Origin of the sequence: Flavobacterium cyclinae, from assembly GCF_021172145.1 — a bacterium.
GTDB lineage: Bacteria > Bacteroidota > Bacteroidia > Flavobacteriales > Flavobacteriaceae > Flavobacterium > Flavobacterium cyclinae.
In genome coordinates, this window is record NZ_CP089095.1 from 546,686 (window position 1) to 564,814 (window position 18,129).

An 18,129-nucleotide genomic window follows, 5' to 3' on the forward strand; every position below is an offset into this window, starting at 1 on the left:
AGAATTCAATTTATGAAAAAATCAATTGTTTTAAGCGCCTTTCTATCTTTATTGATGTCTTATGGAGCTTTTGCTCAAGATGTAAAATCAGATGAGAAAAAGCGAGATCTTGGACATTATAACGAGAATAAATTCCGTCAAATGTATGACGAAATGGCTACTCCTAATATGTTTAGAACTGCATCTGGAGCGCCAGGTCCAGCGTATTATCAACAAAAAGCAGATTATAAAATGAATCTGGAATTGGATGATAAGAATAAAAAATTATATGGTTCTGAAACAATTACTTACTATAATAATTCACCTGAAGCATTAGAATATTTATGGGTGCAATTAGAACAAAATATTGAAAGACCTGATTCTAAGACTCCATTAGTGGAAAGTCAAAATATGGATAAGGCAATTACCGTTAGCAATTTTACAAAAAAATATATGGATAAACCTTTTGAAGGAGGTTTTAACATTGAATATGTAAAAGATGCTAAAGGAAATGCAATGAAATATACCATCAATCAAACCATGATGCGTATCGATTTGCCTAAGCCATTAAAAAATGGAGAAAAAATTTCATTCTCTATTAAATGGTGGTATAATATTGTAAATTACATGGAAGGTGCTAAAAATGGTCGCTCAGGATACGAACAATTTCCTGATGGGAACCGTTTATATGTAATGGCACAATTTTTTCCAAGAATGGCTGTCTATAATGATGTTGAAGGATGGCAAAATATGCAATTTTGGGGTAGAGGAGAGTTTGCTTTAGTTTTTGGAGATTATGATGTAAGTATTACAGTTCCTGCTGATCACGTAATGGAGGCAACAGGAGTTTTGCAAAATAGAAGCGAAGTATTTACAGCAGAACAAGTGAAAAGATGGCAATTAGCTGAAAAAACTTTTGATAAACCAGTTGTTATTGTAACCCAAGATGAAGCAATCGCTGCAGAAAAAGGTTTCTCAGAACAAAAGAAAACATGGAAATTTAAAGCTCAAAATGTGCGTGACTTTGGTTTTTCTACTTCAAGAAAATTCATAATTGATGCAATGGCGGTTGATTTACCTACAAACAAACCATTAGCAATTTCGATTTATCCAAAAGAAGCAAATCCGCTATGGGGAGATTTATCTACAAAAGCCGTTGCTCATACATTAAAAACATATTCTCATTTTACATTTGATTATCCTTATCCAAAAGCAGTTTCTGTTTCAGCTGAAGACCAAGGTATGGAGTATCCAATGATTTGTTGGAACTACGGCCGACCAGATGAAAAAGGATTTGTAAGTGATAGAATCAAATACGGAATGTTGGGAGTTATTATCCATGAAGTGGGACATAATTTCTTTCCAATGATTGTAAATTCTGATGAAAGACAATGGTCATGGATGGACGAAGGTTTAAATACATTCTTAGAATATTTAACAGAAACCTCATTTGATCCAAACTTTCCTGCAACAAGAGGTCCGGCTAAAAACATAGTGCCTTACATGAAAGGAAATCAAAAGTTTTTAGAACCTATTATGTCAAACTCTGAAAATATTTACAATTTTGGAGCTAATGCGTATGGTAAACCAGCAACTGGATTGAATATTTTAAGAGAAACTATCATGGGAAGAGAATTATTTGACCATGCCTTCAAAACATATGCAAATCGTTGGAAATTTAAACACCCAACACCTGAAGATTTCTTTAGAACAATGGAAGATGCTTCAGCGGTTGATTTAGATTGGTTTTGGAGAGGTTGGTTCTATTCTACAGATTATACAGATATCGGGGTAAAATCGGTTAAACAATATTTTGTTTCTACTGAAGCTTCAAAAGAAACACAAGCAATGTTCAATAGAAGAGGAAGAAAAATTAGTGATGGTGAACCAATGTTGTTTTTAGTAGCTGAAGATACGCCAGATTTTAATCCTGAATTAAAGAAAGGATTTGATCCTAAAAATGTGCAAGCGCTAGCTGATTATTTGGATAAAAATTATTCTGAAGAAGAAAAGAATGCTCTAAAATCGCCTAAATATTTCTATGAAGTAGAATTTGAAAAGCCAGGAGGATTAATCATGCCTATTATTGTTGAACTTCAATTTGAAGATGGAACAAGTGAAATTCATAAATTCCCAGCTCAAATTTGGAGAAGAAACAACGAAACAGCTAAAAGAGTTTTTGCTTCAGATAAAAAAGTGGTAAAAATTCAATTGGATCCAAAATTAGAAACTGCAGATATTGATGTAGAAAATAATTATTGGCCAAAAGGTGAAATGGTTTCAAAATTTGATACTATAGATAAAAAGTAAAACTAAAGACTATCTTCGGATAGTCTTTTTTTTGATTACTTTAAGATAAATAGGGGTAAAACTTTGTAACTTTGCGAAGTTAATTTTCAAAAATAAACTATGTTTGGAATAGGTGGAGGTGAGTTTTTTTTCATCATTTTAGTTGTATTAATGTTGTTTGGATCAGATAAGATTCCTGATATTGCTCGTGCATTAGGCAAAGGAATGGCGCAATTAAAAAATGCCACAAACGAAATTAAAAATGAAATCCATAAAGGGACTCAGGATGCCGGTTTAGATATGAATACATTAACTGGTGGAGTTTCTGAAGAAATAGCAAAAGCAAAAGAAGGAATTACTAAAATGGTAAATCCTTTAGAAAATATTGATTTAGAGGTTCAAAATCCTATTGAACAAGTAAAAGAGGATATTGAAAATATTACCGGACCCGTTAAAAGACAATTATAGTATTGGAACATTTAATTAATTTAGATAAAGAATTATTCCTTTTTTTGAACGGATTAGGTTCAGAACCTTTTGATGGTTTTTGGGAAATTATTACAAAGCAATTTAATTGGGCTCCCTTTTTTCTTGTTGTTTTTTATCTAATTCAAAAAAAAATAGGTTGGAAAAATTTTGGGATTTTAATTCTTTTTTTAGCGGTTTTAATCACTTTTACAGATCAAATAACAAACCTATTCAAATATTTTTTTGAACGCTTGCGACCTTGTAATAATCCAGAATTTGATGGGATTATGCGTAAGGTAATAACAAGAAAATCGTTTAGTTTTTTTTCAGGTCATGCTGCTAATTCTATGGCATCAACTATGTTTATTTTTTTAATAATCAGAAAATACTATAAGTTTACCTATCTGTTATTCTTATTTCCATTAGTTTTTGCCTACAGTAGAATTTATCTTGGATTGCATTATCCAGGTGATATTTTAACAGGTTATTTATTTGGTGGTGCTTTTGGTTATGTGTTTTACAAATTGTTTATGTATTTTGGGAAAAAATATAATTTGAAAACCGCAACTGAACTATAAAACTCGACTAACCGTTAAACCATCACGTATCGGTAATAAAACGGTTTCAACTCTTGAATCTGTATTTAATAATTGATTGTATTCTAATAAAACGGGAGTACTTTTGTCATTTGGTTTTACTTCTTCTAGTACTTTTCCACTCCATAACACATTATCCGATAAAATAATGCCGCCTTTGTTCATCATCGGAACAATCAAGTGAAAATAATTTACATAATTTTCTTTATCAGCATCAATGAAAACCAAGTCAAACTTTTTGTTTAGTGTAGGGATAATTTCAACAGCGTCACCTAAATGTTGAAAAATTTGGTCTTTCCATGGCGAAGCATCAAAGTATTTTCTTTGAAAATCAACCAATTCTTCTTCAATATCAATGGTGTCCAAAGTTCCGTTTTCAGCTAATCCTTCTGCTAAACATAAAGCAGCATAACCTGTATAAGTACCAATTTCCAAAATGTGCTTTGGACGAATTATTTTAGAAAGCATACTCAAAACCCTACCTTGAAAATGACCACTCAACATTCGTGGTTGCATAATTTTTTGATAGGTTTCTTTGTTTAATTTTGCTAACAATTCTGGTTCTGGCTGAGAATGTTTGGCAACGTAGTCTTCTAAATCTTCTGATATGAAATGCATGATAAAATTAAATTTGTAACAAAAATACAAATTACAACTCTTCTAATTTCTATTTTATAATTTCTAATTTCTAAATTCATTACTTTTGCACCATGCAAATTGAGAAAAAAGACATACGAGCACTAACTAAAGAACAATTACGAAATTTCTTCGTTTCTAATGGCGATAAAGCTTTTCGTGGCAATCAAGTGTATGAATGGTTATGGCAAAAACGAGCTCATTCTTTTGAAGATATGACAAATGTATCTAAAGAAACTCGCGCCATGTTAGAAGCTAATTTTGTAATCAATCACATTAAAGTTGATACCATGCAACGTAGCGAGGATGGAACTGTTAAAAATGCCGTTCGTTTGCATGATGATTTAGTAGTTGAGTCGGTATTAATTCCTACTGAAACTCGAACTACGGCTTGTGTTTCTTCGCAGGTAGGTTGTAGTTTAGATTGTAATTTTTGTGCTACTGCTCGATTAAAGCGAATGCGTAATTTGGAACCTGGTGAAATTTACGACCAAGTTGCCGCTATTGATAACGAAAGTCGTTTGTATTATGACCGACCTTTGTCCAATATCGTTTTCATGGGAATGGGTGAGCCTTTGATGAACTATCCTAACGTTATGAAAGCAATTGATATGATTACGTCTTCTGAAGGTTTGGGTATGTCACCAAAACGTATCACAGTTTCTACTTCGGGTATTCCAAAGATGATTAAAAAAATGGCAGATGATGAGGTAAAATTCAAATTAGCAGTTTCTTTGCACTCCGCAGTTGAAGAAATTCGGAATGAAATTATGCCGTTTACTAAAAATTTTCCATTAACTGATTTGCGTGAAAGTTTAGAATATTGGTACAGAAAAACAAAAAGCAAAGTTACATACGAATATGTAGTTTGGAAAGGAATCAATGATGATAAAAAATCAATTGATGCTTTGGTGAAATTTTGTAAATATGTGCCATGTAAAGTCAATCTTATTGAATACAATCCAATTGATGATGGCATCTTTCAGCAAGCATCTGAAGAAGCTACAAATGCTTATATTTTGGCTTTAGAAAAAAACAATATTGTGGCAAAAGTAAGAAGAAGTAGAGGAAAAGACATTGATGCCGCTTGTGGTCAGTTAGCCAATAAATCATAAACAAATCAAACTTTTTTCATTTCAAAATCTAATTTTTTGCCTTTAGCAATTGTTTTTGTACTTTTGGTATCTCAATGAAAATAACCGAACAAATAAAGCTACCCATCGCAACTGAAATGGAACTCTTTGAAGAGAAGTTTCGCGATTCTATGTCTTCAAAAGTGGCTTTATTAAACAGAATTACGCATTATATTGTTAACCGAAAAGGAAAACAAATGCGACCTATGTTTGTTTTTTTAACGGCTAAAATGATTTCGGGTGGAGTTGTTAATGAGCGAACATATAGAGGTGCCTCGGTGATTGAATTAATTCATACCGCAACTTTAGTACATGATGATGTAGTTGATGATAGCAACAAGCGTCGTGGTTTTTTCTCATTAAACGCTTTATGGAAAAATAAAATCGCGGTTTTAGTTGGTGATTATTTATTGTCAAAAGGATTATTGCTTTCAATAGATAATAATGATTTCGATTTACTAAAAATTATTTCGGTTGCCGTTCGCGAAATGAGTGAAGGCGAATTACTTCAAATTGAAAAAGCCCGCAGATTAGATATTACAGAAGACGTTTATTATGAAATCATCCGTCAAAAAACGGCTACCTTAATTGCTGCTTGTTGTTCGCTTGGTGCTTGTTCTGTTGCTCCAGATGATGTTGCTTTGGTTGAAAAGATGCGAAAATTTGGAGAGCTTATTGGAATGGCATTTCAAATAAAAGATGACTTGTTTGATTATACAGAGGATGCCATTGGGAAACCAACAGGGATTGACATCAAAGAGCAAAAAATGACATTGCCTTTGATTTATGCTTTAAATAATTGTTCTGCTAAAGAGAAAAGTTGGGTAATCAATTCCGTGAAAAATCATAACAAAGATAAAAAACGGGTAAAAGAAGTTATTCAATTTGTAAAAGACAAAAACGGATTAACTTATGCTGAAGAAAAAATGATCCAATTTCAGCAAGAAGCTTTGCATTTAATAGAAGATTTTCCATCTAGTCCATACAAAGCCTCGCTTACTTTAATGGTTAATTACGTTATAGAACGTAAAAAATAAGATTAGTTGCTTCTAGCTAATTTTTGATTTCTCATACTTTTGTTTACTTTCTTGGTATTAAAATAATTAATTACCCAAAAATTCACATCATAAGCTGACGGTTCAAATCCTTTTTGTTTGATAAAATCATTGTAATAGTTTAGGAATGCTTGTAGAGATTTGTCCATTTTTTTATAGTTTATAGTGTTTGTTAATTTTGTTTATATGGTATTAAGAGAGTAGCGGTTGTAATTTCATTAACTTTACTGTCAATAGAAATTGAACCATTTAATAATTCTGTAAATTGTTTTGCAATAATTAGTCCTAATCCAGAACCTTTTATTGTAGAAGTATTGCTTCCTCTATAGAAAGACTGAAAAAGATGTTTTGTTTCTAATTCAGGTATTCCAATTCCAAAATCAATGATGTCAATTTTAAATTGGCTCTCTAAATAGTTTATTTTTATGATTGGATTTTTACTGCCTACCGAGTATTTAAAAGCGTTTGAAATTAAATTATTTAATATGTGAGTCAGCAAACTTTCATCACATTGAATATTTTTGTTGTAATCTTCTTTTTCAACTATGATTTTTCTTCCATCTTTTTCGTTATTGAAATAGGTTTCAATAAGGTTATCTATAAAATGGTTTAAGTTGAATTCTTTTATTTCTACTTTTAAATTTTTAGATTCGTAAGCACCAAAAACTAAGATGTTATTCATTAATTCAGTCATTCTGTTTACTTCATTTGAAATACGACTGGTTATGCGTTCTATCTCCTCTTTTTGGTAGGTGTTGTTTGTATTTATCTTATGATTTAATAATTCAACATTGGAAAATATAACAGATAATGGTGTTCTAAATTGATGAGAAGCCATAGTTACAAATCCAGATTTTAACTCACTTAATTCTTTTTCTTTGTTTAAAGCTTGTTGAATGTTTTCTTTATCCTCAATTCTTTTTGAAATATCCCTGCTAGAAGTTTGAAAACCTACAATTTCATTGTTGCTATCTAAAATAGTTTTAGAATAAGTTTCAAGCCATATATAGTTCTCGTCTTTCTTTTTAAAACGGAAGGTTAAGATTTCATTTTTATTTTCCGCTATTTTAGCGTTTTGTTTTTGAACTCTTTCAACATCTTCTGGGTGAATAAATTGATAAGGAGTTTTGTTAATAAGTTCTTCCGCAGTGTATCCAGTAATTTTTTCTGCTGCGTTAGAAGCATATGTAATAGTTCCATCAATAAGATGTTGCATGATGAAATCGGAAGTATTATTAGCTATGAATCGATATTTTTGTTCCGAAATTTCTAACTGATTTTTAAAATTAACGGTATCATTAATATCAGTAATTGTTCCAATGATAATTTTTTCATTTGTACTTACATTGAAATCAATACTTAAAATAATTAATCCCCAAATTTTCTCATTATTTTTTTTAATCAATTGGGTTTCAGTACTAATCGTTTTGTTTGGATGAGTAAATAATTCATTAATATCTGAAATATTGAAATTTTCTAAATAATTAAAAATACTGGTTCCAATACAGTTTTCTATTTTATGACCTGATATTGCTTCCCATTGATGGTTGATGAATATTAAGTTTCCTTCTAAATCTGTTTTAAAAATAATTTCAGCTAAATTGTTTACTAAATGATCGTATTCATTTCTTTGTTTAGCTAATTCAATTTCTTTATTTTTAATTTCACTAATATCAATATGAGTTCCAATTATTCTTTCTGGTATTCCAAAATCATTTTCAATTAATATTCCAGAATATTTTATCCAAACATAATTTCCAGATTTATGTTGTAATCTAACAATTCCTTCGTACTTATCTGATTGATTGTTGATATAGTTGTTTAAATTTGACTTAACAGCATCTAAATCTTCTGGATGTATTTTAGTTTCCCATGTTTCAAATGTATGAGGTAGTTCTTCATCACTATAGCCTAACATTCCAAACCAGTTGTATGAGAATTTAACCTTGTTTGTAATAATATTCCATTCCCATTTAGCTTGTTTAGAGCTTTTCATGTAAAAGTCTAACTCATTTAAAGTGTTTTCTAAATCAAGTCTTACTTTATTTTGGTTAAGTCTTAAACCTATATTGTGTGCAACAGTATGAAGTGCATTAACTTCTTCTTCAAGCCAAATACGTTCATTTTCACAATCATCAAATCCTATCCAACCCCAAAAACTATTATTAGAAAAAATAGGAGTAAAAAGATATGCTTTTATGTCTTGCATTTCCATAATTTCTTTAAAGAACTCGTTTGTGCTTTCTTTAACTAGTCCGTAAAAAGGTAAATTATTAGATAGAGGTTCGTATAAACCCGGAAAGGCTTCATACGTATGTCCGCTTAACTCTGGACTTCCAATAAAAGGAATTGCGCCAGGTTTGCACCATTCGTATTCATAGTTTAGAATAGTAACTCCTTCGTTATTTATTTCGTTTTTGAATATGTAACATCTGTCGATGAGAATGTTACTACCCAATGCAGTAATACAACCTTGAAGTGCTTTGTGTATATCAGATTCTTTAAGAAGAATATTATTGGCTTCAGATATAGCTTTTAATAAATGATTCATTTTTAAATTTTGTAGGGATTGATTTATTTGAATGTAATTTATTTTCTAGTTCAACAAATAGTTCATATTCTTTAGGATGGATGTTTAATTTTTTTATTTCGTTTTTATAACTAAATTTAATATAAAACGCATATTGATTACAAAACAAAAAACATAACAAATAAAAAGTCAAATAAGTTAGAAAAAACATCCATTTGAAATTAATAATATTTAAACAAAAAAAAAATAAATGTAAAAGAATCATAGAATTCAAATATGATTTTTTCTTTTTTCTTTGTACTTTTAAAGAGTCAATTTCTTTTAGATTGTAATCATTAATAAATAATTGGTAATCAATGTTGTTATTACAACAAGAGTAATTCATTTTTTAGGGTTAATTTAAAAGTTATTTTTTTATAGTGAGCCAAATTTATTTTTTTAAATTTTATAACAAATTGTTATTACTTATGAGTTAAACATAATTACTTATAATTTAAAAAAATATGAAGTAATTTTACTACATGAAAAAAAATAGAACCATATTGTTAGTAGAAGATGATTTGTCATTAGGGCAAACTTTGTCTGAACTATTAGTGGTAAATGGTTATGAAGTTCACTGGTCTAAAAATGGTGTAGAAGCATTACAATATTTAGATAGTCAATTACCCGAAATAATTGTTTGCGATTTGATGATGCCTATAATGTCTGGTGAGGAATTATTTTTAAAAATTAGAAATTTTAGAAAGTTTGATCAAATTCCTTTCATTATGATAACAGCAGATTTGTCATTTGAAAGTAAAATAAAACAACTACAAAATGGAGTTAATGATTTTATAAATAAACCCTTTAAAATTCAAGAATTAGTACTTAAAATTCAAAACTTTTTAGATTATAAACAAAAGGTAATTAATCAGTCTCAAAGTCCTGTCTCAAAAATCTCTTTAAAATCTAGAAAGAGCGACTTTTTTGACAGAATTAATCAAATTATTATTACCAATATAAAAACAGATATAACCATTGAAAAACTTGCTAAAGAGGTTTTTGTTAGCAAATCTACATTAGATAAAAAAATTAGAAAGGATAAAAAAGTTAATGTTTCTACCTATATAAGAGAAATTAGACTTAATTATGCAATAAGACTCATTGAAGCAGGAGAAATTAACGTAGATACTTTAGCATCTGAATCTGGTTTTAATTCTACTTCTTATTTTTCCGTTTGTTTTAAAAGTTTTACCGGTTTGTCTCCTAAAAAATATATCTCACAAAAAATTAAATAAATTTTTTTATTCATACAACCATTTTAAATGCAATCTCGTCTTTATAATTAGAGGCAATAATTCAATAACAAGTACAAGATCAAAAACAATTTTTCAATTATATTAAATTTGAAGTTGATTTTTGAATTTGACATTGAACTTTAGAATGAAAGTAATTCAATTACATCAAGAAGAAAAACAACTCATTAAGTTGGCTGTCGAAAACAATCGACAAGCACAACAGCAGATTTATGCCAAGTTTTCTTCTAAAATGTTAAGTGTGTGTCGTCAATACATTAAGGACATACATCATGCAGAAGATGTAATGATTACCGGATTTATGAAAGTGTTTACCAATTTAAAAAATTTCGAACACAAAGGTAGTTTTGAAGGTTGGATTAGGCGAATAATGGTGTATGAATGTATCGATTTTCTTCGTGTGAAAAAAAACAATTTTAATCACCAAGATATTGAAGATGTTACTATAAGCGAAAATGAATCAGTTTATGAAATGGAAGATTTTTCAGTAGATGACATCCAAAACATGATTGACAATTTGCCTGATGGTTACAAAATGGTGTTTAACTTGTATGCAATTGAAGGTTATAAACATCAGGAAATAGCTGAAATGCTTAAAATAAGCGAAGGAACATCAAAATCGCAATTATCACACGCTCGAAAGTTATTGCAACAACAAATTACCGAATTAAAAAAGAAACTCAATGGAACCAAATAAATTAGATAATCAAATCAAAGATAAGCTGAATGCTAGAGAAATTCAGCCTACTGCTCAAGCTTGGGATCGCTTAGATGCAATGCTTACGGTTTCAGAAGAAAAAAAGCAAAAGAAAGGTTATGGTTGGTTTTTTGTGGCTGCTTCTATGCTGTTTTTTTTCGGATTGGGATTTTTCCTTTTCAATTCAAACGAAACAACCGAAATTAATAATTCAACACCAATTGTTACCACCATCAAGGAAGAACTAGATACTGTTAAAACCATTAAAATCGATGAAATTTCCATTGTAAAAGAGCAACCTGTTTTAGTTCAGAATGAAGTAAATTATTCAAAGAAAGAATTAAGAAATATAAAACCAGTTAAAACTGAAGAATTGATGAAGGAGAAAAATATTATTCAAGAAAACCCAACACCCATCACCCAACACCCATCACCCAACACTTTCAAATACGTTTCTCCAGAGGATTTGTTAGCTGAAGTTCAATCTGGTGAAAAGACAAACACATCTGAAAATAAAATTATTTCAAAAAACAGAATGAAAATAGATGCTAATTCTTTACTTACTAACGTTGAAAAAGAATTAGATGAAACTCACAAAGAAACAACTTTAGAAAAATTGACTAAAAAATTTCAAGATGCTAAATCAGCATTAGCCAATAGAAATTACGAATAAACAAAAATCATCATTAATTAAAAATCAAACAGTCATGCAAAAAATTATTTTGTACACAATCGTTATTGTCTTTAGTTTATTGACTAAAGCCGTTGCGCAAGAAAAAACTTTTGAGCAACAAGCAAAAGAAATTGCTTCAAATATCGAAACAATTACTACTGAAGAAAAAAATGCATTAAAAAAAGAAATCGAAGCAATCGATTTGCAAGTAAAAGAAGGGAAAATATCTGCTGAAAAAGGACAAGAGTTAAAACTAAAAATTGCTGAAGAACGCGCAAAAAATATCGAAACCAAAGTAGCAATTGAAGAAGCAAAATTAGCACAATTGGTACAAGATAAAGTTGAAGGTAGAATTATTTATTCAGATTCAATAATTAAAAAAAAACATTCAATATCGATTCCTGGAGGATATAAAAATAACTATAAAATAAATAACGATGGAGAAAAAAGAACAACCACGCAATTTGTTTTTGCTACAGGTTTCAATAATTTAGTTACTAATAGTGCTATAGCAAATTCCGATTTTGGTTATTTACGTTCAACTTTTTATGAATGGGGTTTAACATTAAATACAAGATTAAGTCAAAATTCTAATTTATTGCATTTAAAATATGGTTTAGGTTTTCAATACAATATGTTGCATGCAACCGGCAATAGAGTTTTTGTAGACACAGGAAGTGAAACGGTTTTAGAAATATATCCAATCGACTTAAAAGATAATCATACTTATTTTAAAAATGTCTATTTTGTTTTACCCCTTCATTTAGAGTTTGATTTTTCAAAAACAGAAGAAAAAGTTGGAAAAAAAATATTCAAATCACATCAAGGTTTTAGATTTGGTTTAGGCGGATTTGCTGGAGTTAACACAAATTCTAAGCAATTTATTAGATATGAAACTGAAGGAAGAAAAGTGAGAGAAAGAACAAAAGCGGATTTTAATGTAAACGATTTTACTTATGGACTTAGTGCCTATGTTGGATACAAATCTACCAGCCTATATGTTAAATATGATTTAAATCCAATGTTTAAGAACAATAATATAGATCAAAACAACGTTTCATTAGGAATACGCTTTGATTTTAATTAAATTTAGGGTTAGGTTAGATTCTCTGTTTAAAAAAGCACTTCATTTATTTGAAGTGCTTTTTTTGTTTACGAATGATTTTTATCGATTAACTTTGTAACTTTGAATTCTTTTCCAAAATCTGAAAATCCAAAATCTGAAAATCTAAATTGATATCAAAAGACACCATAGAGAAAGTATTTGAAACCGCCCGAGTAGAGGAGGTAATTGGTGATTTTGTTCAGTTAAAACGCGCTGGAAGTAATTTAAAAGGATTGTCGCCATTTGTTAATGAGAAATCACCTTCATTTATGGTTTCTCCTGTAAAGCAAATTTGGAAAGATTTTTCTTCTGGAAAAGGTGGAAATGCAGTAACGTTTCTAATGGAGCACGAACATTTTACGTATCCAGAAGCCATTAAATACTTAGCCAATAAGTATAATATTGAAATTGAAGAAACGGTTCAAACGGATGAAGATGTTGCACAAGCCAATGAAAAGGAAAGTATGTATTTGGTTTCTGAATTTGCTCAAAAATATTTTCATCACACCTTATTAGATACTGAAGAAGGAAAAGCTATTGGGTTATCTTATTTTAAAGAACGAGGATTTACTTCTGATACGATTAAGAAATTTGGTTTGGGTTATTCTCCTGAATCTTGGGATGCTTTTACTAAAGAAGCTCTGGGTAAAGGTTATAAATTAGAATATTTAGAAAAAACAGGTCTTTCTATTGTAAAAGAGGAAAAACAATTCGACCGATTCAAAGGTCGTGTGATGTTCCCAATTCACAGTATGAGTGGTCGTGTTTTGGGTTTTGGTGGTCGAATTTTAACCAATGATAAAAAAGCGGCAAAATACCTAAATTCACCAGAAAGTGATATTTACCATAAAAGTAAAGTCTTATACGGAATTTTCCATGCGAAGCAAGCTATCGCTAAGCTAAATAATTGTTATTTAGTTGAAGGTTATACCGATGTCATTCAAATGCATCAAGCTGGAATTGAAAATGTTGTAGCTTCTTCAGGAACAGCTTTAACACCTGATCAAATTCGACTAATCAATCGTTTAACGCCAAATATTACCGTGCTTTTTGATGGTGATGCTGCAGGACTTCGTGCTTCAATTCGAGGAATTGATTTGATTTTGGAAGCAGGAATGAACGTAAAAGTTTGTACGTTCCCTGATGGAGATGATCCAGATAGTTTTGCTCGAAAAACTTCTTATGAAGATCTGTTGTTGTATTTCGAAGAAAATGCTAAAGATTTCATTCAGTTTAAAGCTTCTGTGTTAATGCAAGAAGCAAAGAATGATCCTATAAAAAAAGCAGATTTGATTCGAGATATGGTGGTGAGTATTTCAAAAATTCCAGATCGAATTAAAAGAGAAGTATACATTAAAGAGTGTTCCAGAATTATGGATATCTCAGAAGATGTACTTTTTAATACATTAGCGCAATTAGTAAAAAAAGATTTAGCTGAAGCTAATAAACAAAACAAAGAGGAGCAAAAAGCTTTTGAAGTAGTAAAGAATGATGTTTCGCAACCCACAACTAAAGTTGATATTCAGTATGAGTTAGAACAAAAAATAATTCAGATTTTGTTATTATATGGTGATAAAGAAACTGAATTTGAAGATACTATTTTAGCGCAAAATGAAGAAGGGGAAATGGTTGAGGTTAAAGAGTTGAATACGTATAAAGTATATCAACGCATTTATATGAGTTTGCAAGAAGATGAGGTTGAATTAGCAAATCCAATTTTTAAAGCAATTTACAATCATTTAATTGCGTATTTTAATGAAAACGATACATTTGAACTAGATAAATATTTGATGCAGCTTCCTGAAGAATTAGCACAAGAAGTTACCACAATTCTTATGAATGAAGAACGTGAGGTTTTACACAATTGGGAAGTGCAGCAAATTTACGTAAAACAAAAAGAAGCTACTATTAGCCAATATGTAACAGAGACAATAATTACATTGCGCTGGTACTTAGTAAATAATATTATAGACGATTTAAAAAATTCTATTTCAACAGATTCAAACTCTGATAATTCAGAAACACTTGAAATGGTTGTAGCGTATTTAGGGTTAACGCATATCTTCTCAAAAAACTTAGGTAGGGTATTGTCTAGATATAATTAAATAATATCTAAATCTTTAGCTTTTTTAAGTAAGTCAACCAAGTTTGTAACATTTAGTTTTGCTAATAATCTCAATTTATAGGTACTAATTGTTTTTTCATCTAAACCTAAAATTTGAGCAATTTCTTTGTTTTTTTTACCATTATTTAGGTAACGCAAAACTTCAATTTCTCTTGTAGATAGCTTTTTAAACAATCGTTCAGATTTTTTCCCTTTACTAAGTATTTCCATACTTTTTCTTACGGTTTCACTAAATATGACATTGCCATCAACAACTTTTAAAATAGTAGATTCTAAGTCTTTTAATGAACTGTTTTTAGATACATAAGCAGAAACACCTGTTTTAATTGCCGTAGGGCCATACATTTGTTCTGAAACTCTAGTAAATAAAATAATTTTAATTTCTGGAAAATCCTTTAGTAAATTTTTGATGTCCCTAATACTTGATAATCCATCTAATTCAACCTCTAGAATTACAACATTACATCGTTTGTTGTCTAGAATTGTGAGTAGAGATTCTAAATTTTTTGCAGTTCCAATAATTTCTATGTTTGAGTTATTTTGCAAATAAGATTGCAAGCCCTCAATCACAACAGGGAAACTGTCTGCGATACATACCTTAATCATAACTAAACAAGTTTAAATTAAATACTTATACTCTCAAAGTTAATAAAAAAAATAGATATTATGTGGATTTTTTTTACAAAAATTTTAAATCTTTTGGAAATATTTTTAAATCATTTGGAATTGTACAAACTGGAATCGGATTCATTTTATGTTGGTTAATTTCATTTAATCTTTTATAGATTTTAAAAACCTCTGCTTCTCTGCCAGAAAAATTTCCAATGGTTTTTCCATTCTCCATTTGATACATTGCCCATTCTAATTCATCATAATTTGCACCTATTTGATCTTCATCACTTCTGTCGTCTCCAAATAACCCATCTGTTGGTTTGGCTTTTAAAATGCTTTCTGGGACTTCTAAATATGTGGCTAGTAAACGAACTTCACTTTTCACTAAATCGGCAATCGGACTAATATCCACGCCTCCATCACCATATTTTGTAAAAAAACCAACACCAAAGTCTTCTACTTTATTTCCGGTTCCGGCAACTAAAAATCCATGTAATCCTGCAAAATAGTATAAAGTAGTCATACGTAAGCGAGCTCGTGTATTGGCTAATGATAAGTTTAATACTGCTTCATTTTCACTAGAAGGCACTTGATTTTTAAATGATTCAAAAACAGGAGTTAAATCAGCTCTTTCACTAAAAACATTAGAAAAACGATTTTTTAATTGGTTAATATGTTCGTTAGCTCTATTTACATGACTTTCAGCTTGATGAATTGGCATTTCAATACATAATGTAGGTAAACCAGTTTGGGCACATAAGGTAGAAGTTAATGCGCTATCTATTCCTCCTGATATTCCTACAACAAAACCTTTAACTTTTGCGTTATTAGCATAATCAAGTAACCATTGTACTATATATTGATTGATTTTTTCGGCCTGAAAACTGTTGGAATTTGTCATTTTTTTATGAAAATTTATAAGTCGATAACTGTATATTTGCAAATTAATTTTGGTTCCATAAAAGTATAAAAAATACCCTATATGAAGAAATTATTATTTGTCCTTATTGCTGTTACATTATTTTCTTGTAAAGAAGAAAGTAAAGTAGAGGAGGCTGTGGCAAAAATTCCAGTTGAATTCAAAGTAGAACGATTTGATCAAATTTTTTATCAATCCAAACCTGAAGATTTATCAAAAATTAAAGCGCAATATCCTTTCTTTTTTCCAGAAGGTAATCCAGATTCAGTTTGGGTAAATAAGTTAAAAGATCCATTGCTTAAAGAATTGTACAAAGAAGTTCAAATAAAATTCCCAACATTAGGTGCTTTAGAAACCGATATGGAGAAAATGTTTGGATATGTACAATATTATTTTCCAAAATTTAAAACACCAAGAGTAATTACTTTAATAAATGAAGTAGATACTGAAGCTAAAGCTTTTTATGTTGATACTTTAGCTTTGGTTTCATTGGATTGCTATTTAGGTAAAGAACATCGATTTTATTCAGATTTTCCAGAATACAAACGCCAAAGTTTAGAGGCTAATCAAATTTTACCCGATTTGGTTTCAACTTTTTGTTATGGAAAAATTGCAGCTCCAACAGACAGAACTTTGCTTTCGGCAATGATTTATTATGGTAAAGAATTGTATGTTAAAGACAAATTAATTCCATTTTATTCTGATGCTGATAAAATTGGTTATACCGATATACAAATTAAGTTTTGTGAAGAAAATGAATACTATATGTGGAGCAATCTAGTGGAAAATAAATTGTTATTTGATTCAAATTCTAAAAACGAATTACGTTTCATAAAACCAGCTCCATTTTCAAAATTCTATTTAGAAATTGATAACCAAACTCCGGGAAGAGTTGGTCAATGGTTAGGCTGGCAAATCGTAAGAAGTTACATGGAAAACAATGAAGGGGTAACTTTAGAGCAATTATTAGCTATGGATGCAAAAACTATTTTCGATAATTCAAAATACAAACCAAAGAAGCAATAAAACATATGAAAACATCAGATATAAAAATTACCGTAGGATTAGACGAAAATAACGTTCCTGAAAAACTTTTATGGACCGCGCAAGATGGCGGAGTAGAACAAGAAGAAGCCAAAGCTATGTTGTTATCGGTTTGGGATAGTAAAGCAAAAGAAACACTACGAATCGACTTATGGACAAAAGATATGCCAGTTGACGAAATGAAACAATTTTTTCATCAAACGTTAGTAGCAATGGCAGATACTTTTCAACGCGCTACTGCCGATGAGAAAATGTCTGATACTATGCGCGATTTTTGTGATTATTTCGCCGAAAAGATGGATTTAAAAGCATAAAAAAAAGTCGCTAGTAATAGCGACTTTTTGTTTAAAAACTTTCGTTCTTAAAAATATCTTCATTTATCTGATCTATATAGTCTAAAATAGAATCTCTTCCTGTAGCTTCTAGTGAAGAAGTGATGAAATATTGTGGCATCTCCGCCCAATTATTGGCTAACATTTGTTTTTTGTATGCTGCAATATGAGAAGCTACTTTTGTTTTTCCAATTTTATCAGCTTTCGTAAAAATAATAGCAAACGGAATTTCGCTTTCACCTAAATATTCCATGAATTCTAAATCAATTTTTTGAGCTTCTAAACGAATATCGATTAATACAAAAGCGCAAATTAGTTGTTCGCGTCTTTCAAAATAATCGGTAATAAATTGTTGAAAAACGGCTTTTGTTTTTTTAGAAACTCGAGCATAACCATAACCAGGTAAATCTACTAAAAACCAATTATTGTTAATTTTAAAGTGATTTATTAACTGGGTTTTACCAGGTTTTGATGAGGTTTTGGCCAAATTTTTATGGTTGGTCAACATGTTGATTAAGGAAGACTTTCCAACATTAGAACGACCAATAAAAGCGTATTCTGGTAAACGTTCTTTCGGACATTTATCTACTTCTGAATTACTAATAATAAATTCGGCGGTGTTAATTTTCATATGCTATAAA

18 protein-coding genes are annotated in these 18,129 nt (G+C 30.1%); 12 read left to right on the forward strand and 6 right to left on the reverse strand.

The window, feature by feature from the left end; all coding sequences use genetic code 11:
• The first annotated feature begins 12 nt into the window (after positions 1–12).
• The 3 genes from LOS86_RS02570 (at position 13) to LOS86_RS02580 (ending at position 3,314) form a co-directional block, all read left to right on the forward strand.
• Positions 13–2,289 (forward strand): M1 family metallopeptidase, encoded by a 2,277-nt coding sequence (locus LOS86_RS02570; RefSeq protein WP_231843096.1) that lies wholly within the window; start codon positions 13–15, stop codon positions 2,287–2,289.
• A 99-nt stretch (positions 2,290–2,388) separates the two neighbouring features.
• Complete coding sequence (locus LOS86_RS02575; RefSeq protein WP_231843097.1) at positions 2,389–2,736, forward strand: Sec-independent protein translocase subunit TatA/TatB; 348 nt, start codon at positions 2,389–2,391, stop codon at positions 2,734–2,736.
• A 2-nt stretch (positions 2,737–2,738) separates the two neighbouring features.
• Complete coding sequence (locus tag LOS86_RS02580; protein ID WP_231843098.1) at positions 2,739–3,314, forward strand: phosphatase PAP2 family protein; 576 nt, start codon at positions 2,739–2,741, stop codon at positions 3,312–3,314.
• On the opposite strand, the gene LOS86_RS02585 is transcribed toward LOS86_RS02580, so the two are convergent.
• Positions 3,309–3,950, reverse strand: a complete 642-nt coding sequence (locus LOS86_RS02585) for an O-methyltransferase (RefSeq protein ID WP_231843099.1) — start codon at positions 3,948–3,950, stop codon at positions 3,309–3,311. The two genes, LOS86_RS02580 and LOS86_RS02585, sit on opposite strands and share 6 nt — an antisense overlap.
• Positions 3,951–4,042: 92 nt before the next feature.
• Between LOS86_RS02585 and rlmN the strand changes: the two genes are divergently transcribed.
• Entirely contained in the window at positions 4,043–5,083 is a 1,041-nt protein-coding gene (rlmN, locus tag LOS86_RS02590; RefSeq protein WP_231843100.1) for a dual-specificity RNA methyltransferase RlmN, read from the forward strand.
• Positions 5,084–5,157: 74 nt separating this feature from the next.
• Positions 5,158–6,138: a polyprenyl synthetase family protein gene (locus tag LOS86_RS02595; protein WP_231843101.1), complete on the forward strand. Its 981-nt coding sequence runs from the start codon at positions 5,158–5,160 to the stop codon at positions 6,136–6,138.
• Between the two features lie 2 nt (positions 6,139–6,140).
• On the opposite strand, the gene LOS86_RS02600 is transcribed toward LOS86_RS02595, so the two are convergent.
• Positions 6,141–6,305 carry a hypothetical protein gene (locus tag LOS86_RS02600; protein ID WP_231843102.1) on the reverse strand — a complete coding sequence of 55 codons (165 nt, stop codon included), beginning with the start codon at positions 6,303–6,305 and terminating at the stop codon, positions 6,141–6,143.
• A 23-nt stretch (positions 6,306–6,328) separates the two neighbouring features.
• Entirely contained in the window at positions 6,329–8,707 is a 2,379-nt protein-coding gene (locus LOS86_RS02605) for a PAS domain S-box protein (RefSeq protein WP_231843103.1), read from the reverse strand.
• A 500-nt stretch (positions 8,708–9,207) separates the two neighbouring features.
• Between LOS86_RS02605 and LOS86_RS02610 the strand changes: the two genes are divergently transcribed.
• The 5 genes from LOS86_RS02610 (at position 9,208) to dnaG (ending at position 14,561) form a co-directional block, all read left to right on the forward strand.
• Complete coding sequence (locus tag LOS86_RS02610) at positions 9,208–9,963, forward strand: response regulator transcription factor (RefSeq protein WP_231843104.1); 756 nt, start codon at positions 9,208–9,210, stop codon at positions 9,961–9,963.
• A gap of 145 nt (positions 9,964–10,108) precedes the next feature.
• The gene (locus LOS86_RS02615) at positions 10,109–10,678 is read left to right on the forward strand and encodes an RNA polymerase sigma factor (RefSeq protein WP_231843105.1); all 570 of its coding nucleotides are present in this window, start codon (positions 10,109–10,111) and stop codon (positions 10,676–10,678) included.
• The gene (locus tag LOS86_RS02620) at positions 10,665–11,351 is read left to right on the forward strand and encodes a hypothetical protein (RefSeq protein WP_231843106.1); all 687 of its coding nucleotides are present in this window, start codon (positions 10,665–10,667) and stop codon (positions 11,349–11,351) included. The genes LOS86_RS02615 and LOS86_RS02620 overlap by 14 nt, the downstream gene beginning before the upstream one ends.
• A 34-nt stretch (positions 11,352–11,385) precedes the next feature.
• Positions 11,386–12,438, forward strand: a complete 1,053-nt coding sequence (locus LOS86_RS02625) for a kinetochore Spc7 family protein (RefSeq protein WP_231843107.1) — start codon at positions 11,386–11,388, stop codon at positions 12,436–12,438.
• 146 nt (positions 12,439–12,584) lie between these two features.
• Positions 12,585–14,561 (forward strand): DNA primase, encoded by a 1,977-nt coding sequence (dnaG, locus tag LOS86_RS02630; protein WP_231843108.1) that lies wholly within the window; start codon positions 12,585–12,587, stop codon positions 14,559–14,561.
• Here the strand turns inward: dnaG and LOS86_RS02635 are convergent.
• Together LOS86_RS02635 and nadE are read right to left on the reverse strand one after the other, a co-directional pair.
• A complete protein-coding gene (locus LOS86_RS02635) occupies positions 14,558–15,187 on the reverse strand; it encodes a response regulator transcription factor (RefSeq protein WP_231843109.1) in 630 nt (209 codons plus the stop codon). The two genes, dnaG and LOS86_RS02635, sit on opposite strands and share 4 nt — an antisense overlap.
• Before the next feature lie 73 nt (positions 15,188–15,260).
• Positions 15,261–16,094: an NAD(+) synthase gene (gene nadE, locus LOS86_RS02640; protein WP_231843110.1), complete on the reverse strand. Its 834-nt coding sequence runs from the start codon at positions 16,092–16,094 to the stop codon at positions 15,261–15,263.
• Between the two features lie 81 nt (positions 16,095–16,175).
• On the opposite strand from nadE, the gene gldB reads away from it, so the two are divergent.
• Together gldB and gldC are read left to right on the forward strand one after the other, a co-directional pair.
• Positions 16,176–17,138 (forward strand): gliding motility lipoprotein GldB, encoded by a 963-nt coding sequence (gene gldB, locus LOS86_RS02645; RefSeq protein ID WP_231843111.1) that lies wholly within the window; start codon positions 16,176–16,178, stop codon positions 17,136–17,138.
• A gap of 5 nt (positions 17,139–17,143) precedes the next feature.
• Positions 17,144–17,470, forward strand: coding sequence for a gliding motility protein GldC (gene gldC, locus LOS86_RS02650; protein ID WP_231843112.1), 327 nt, complete (start codon positions 17,144–17,146; stop codon positions 17,468–17,470).
• 31 nt (positions 17,471–17,501) lie between these two features.
• Here the strand turns inward: gldC and yihA are convergent, their stop codons facing one another.
• Positions 17,502–18,119, reverse strand: coding sequence for a ribosome biogenesis GTP-binding protein YihA/YsxC (yihA, locus tag LOS86_RS02655; RefSeq protein ID WP_231843113.1), 618 nt, complete (start codon positions 18,117–18,119; stop codon positions 17,502–17,504).
• Between the last annotated feature and the right edge of the window lie 10 nt (positions 18,120–18,129).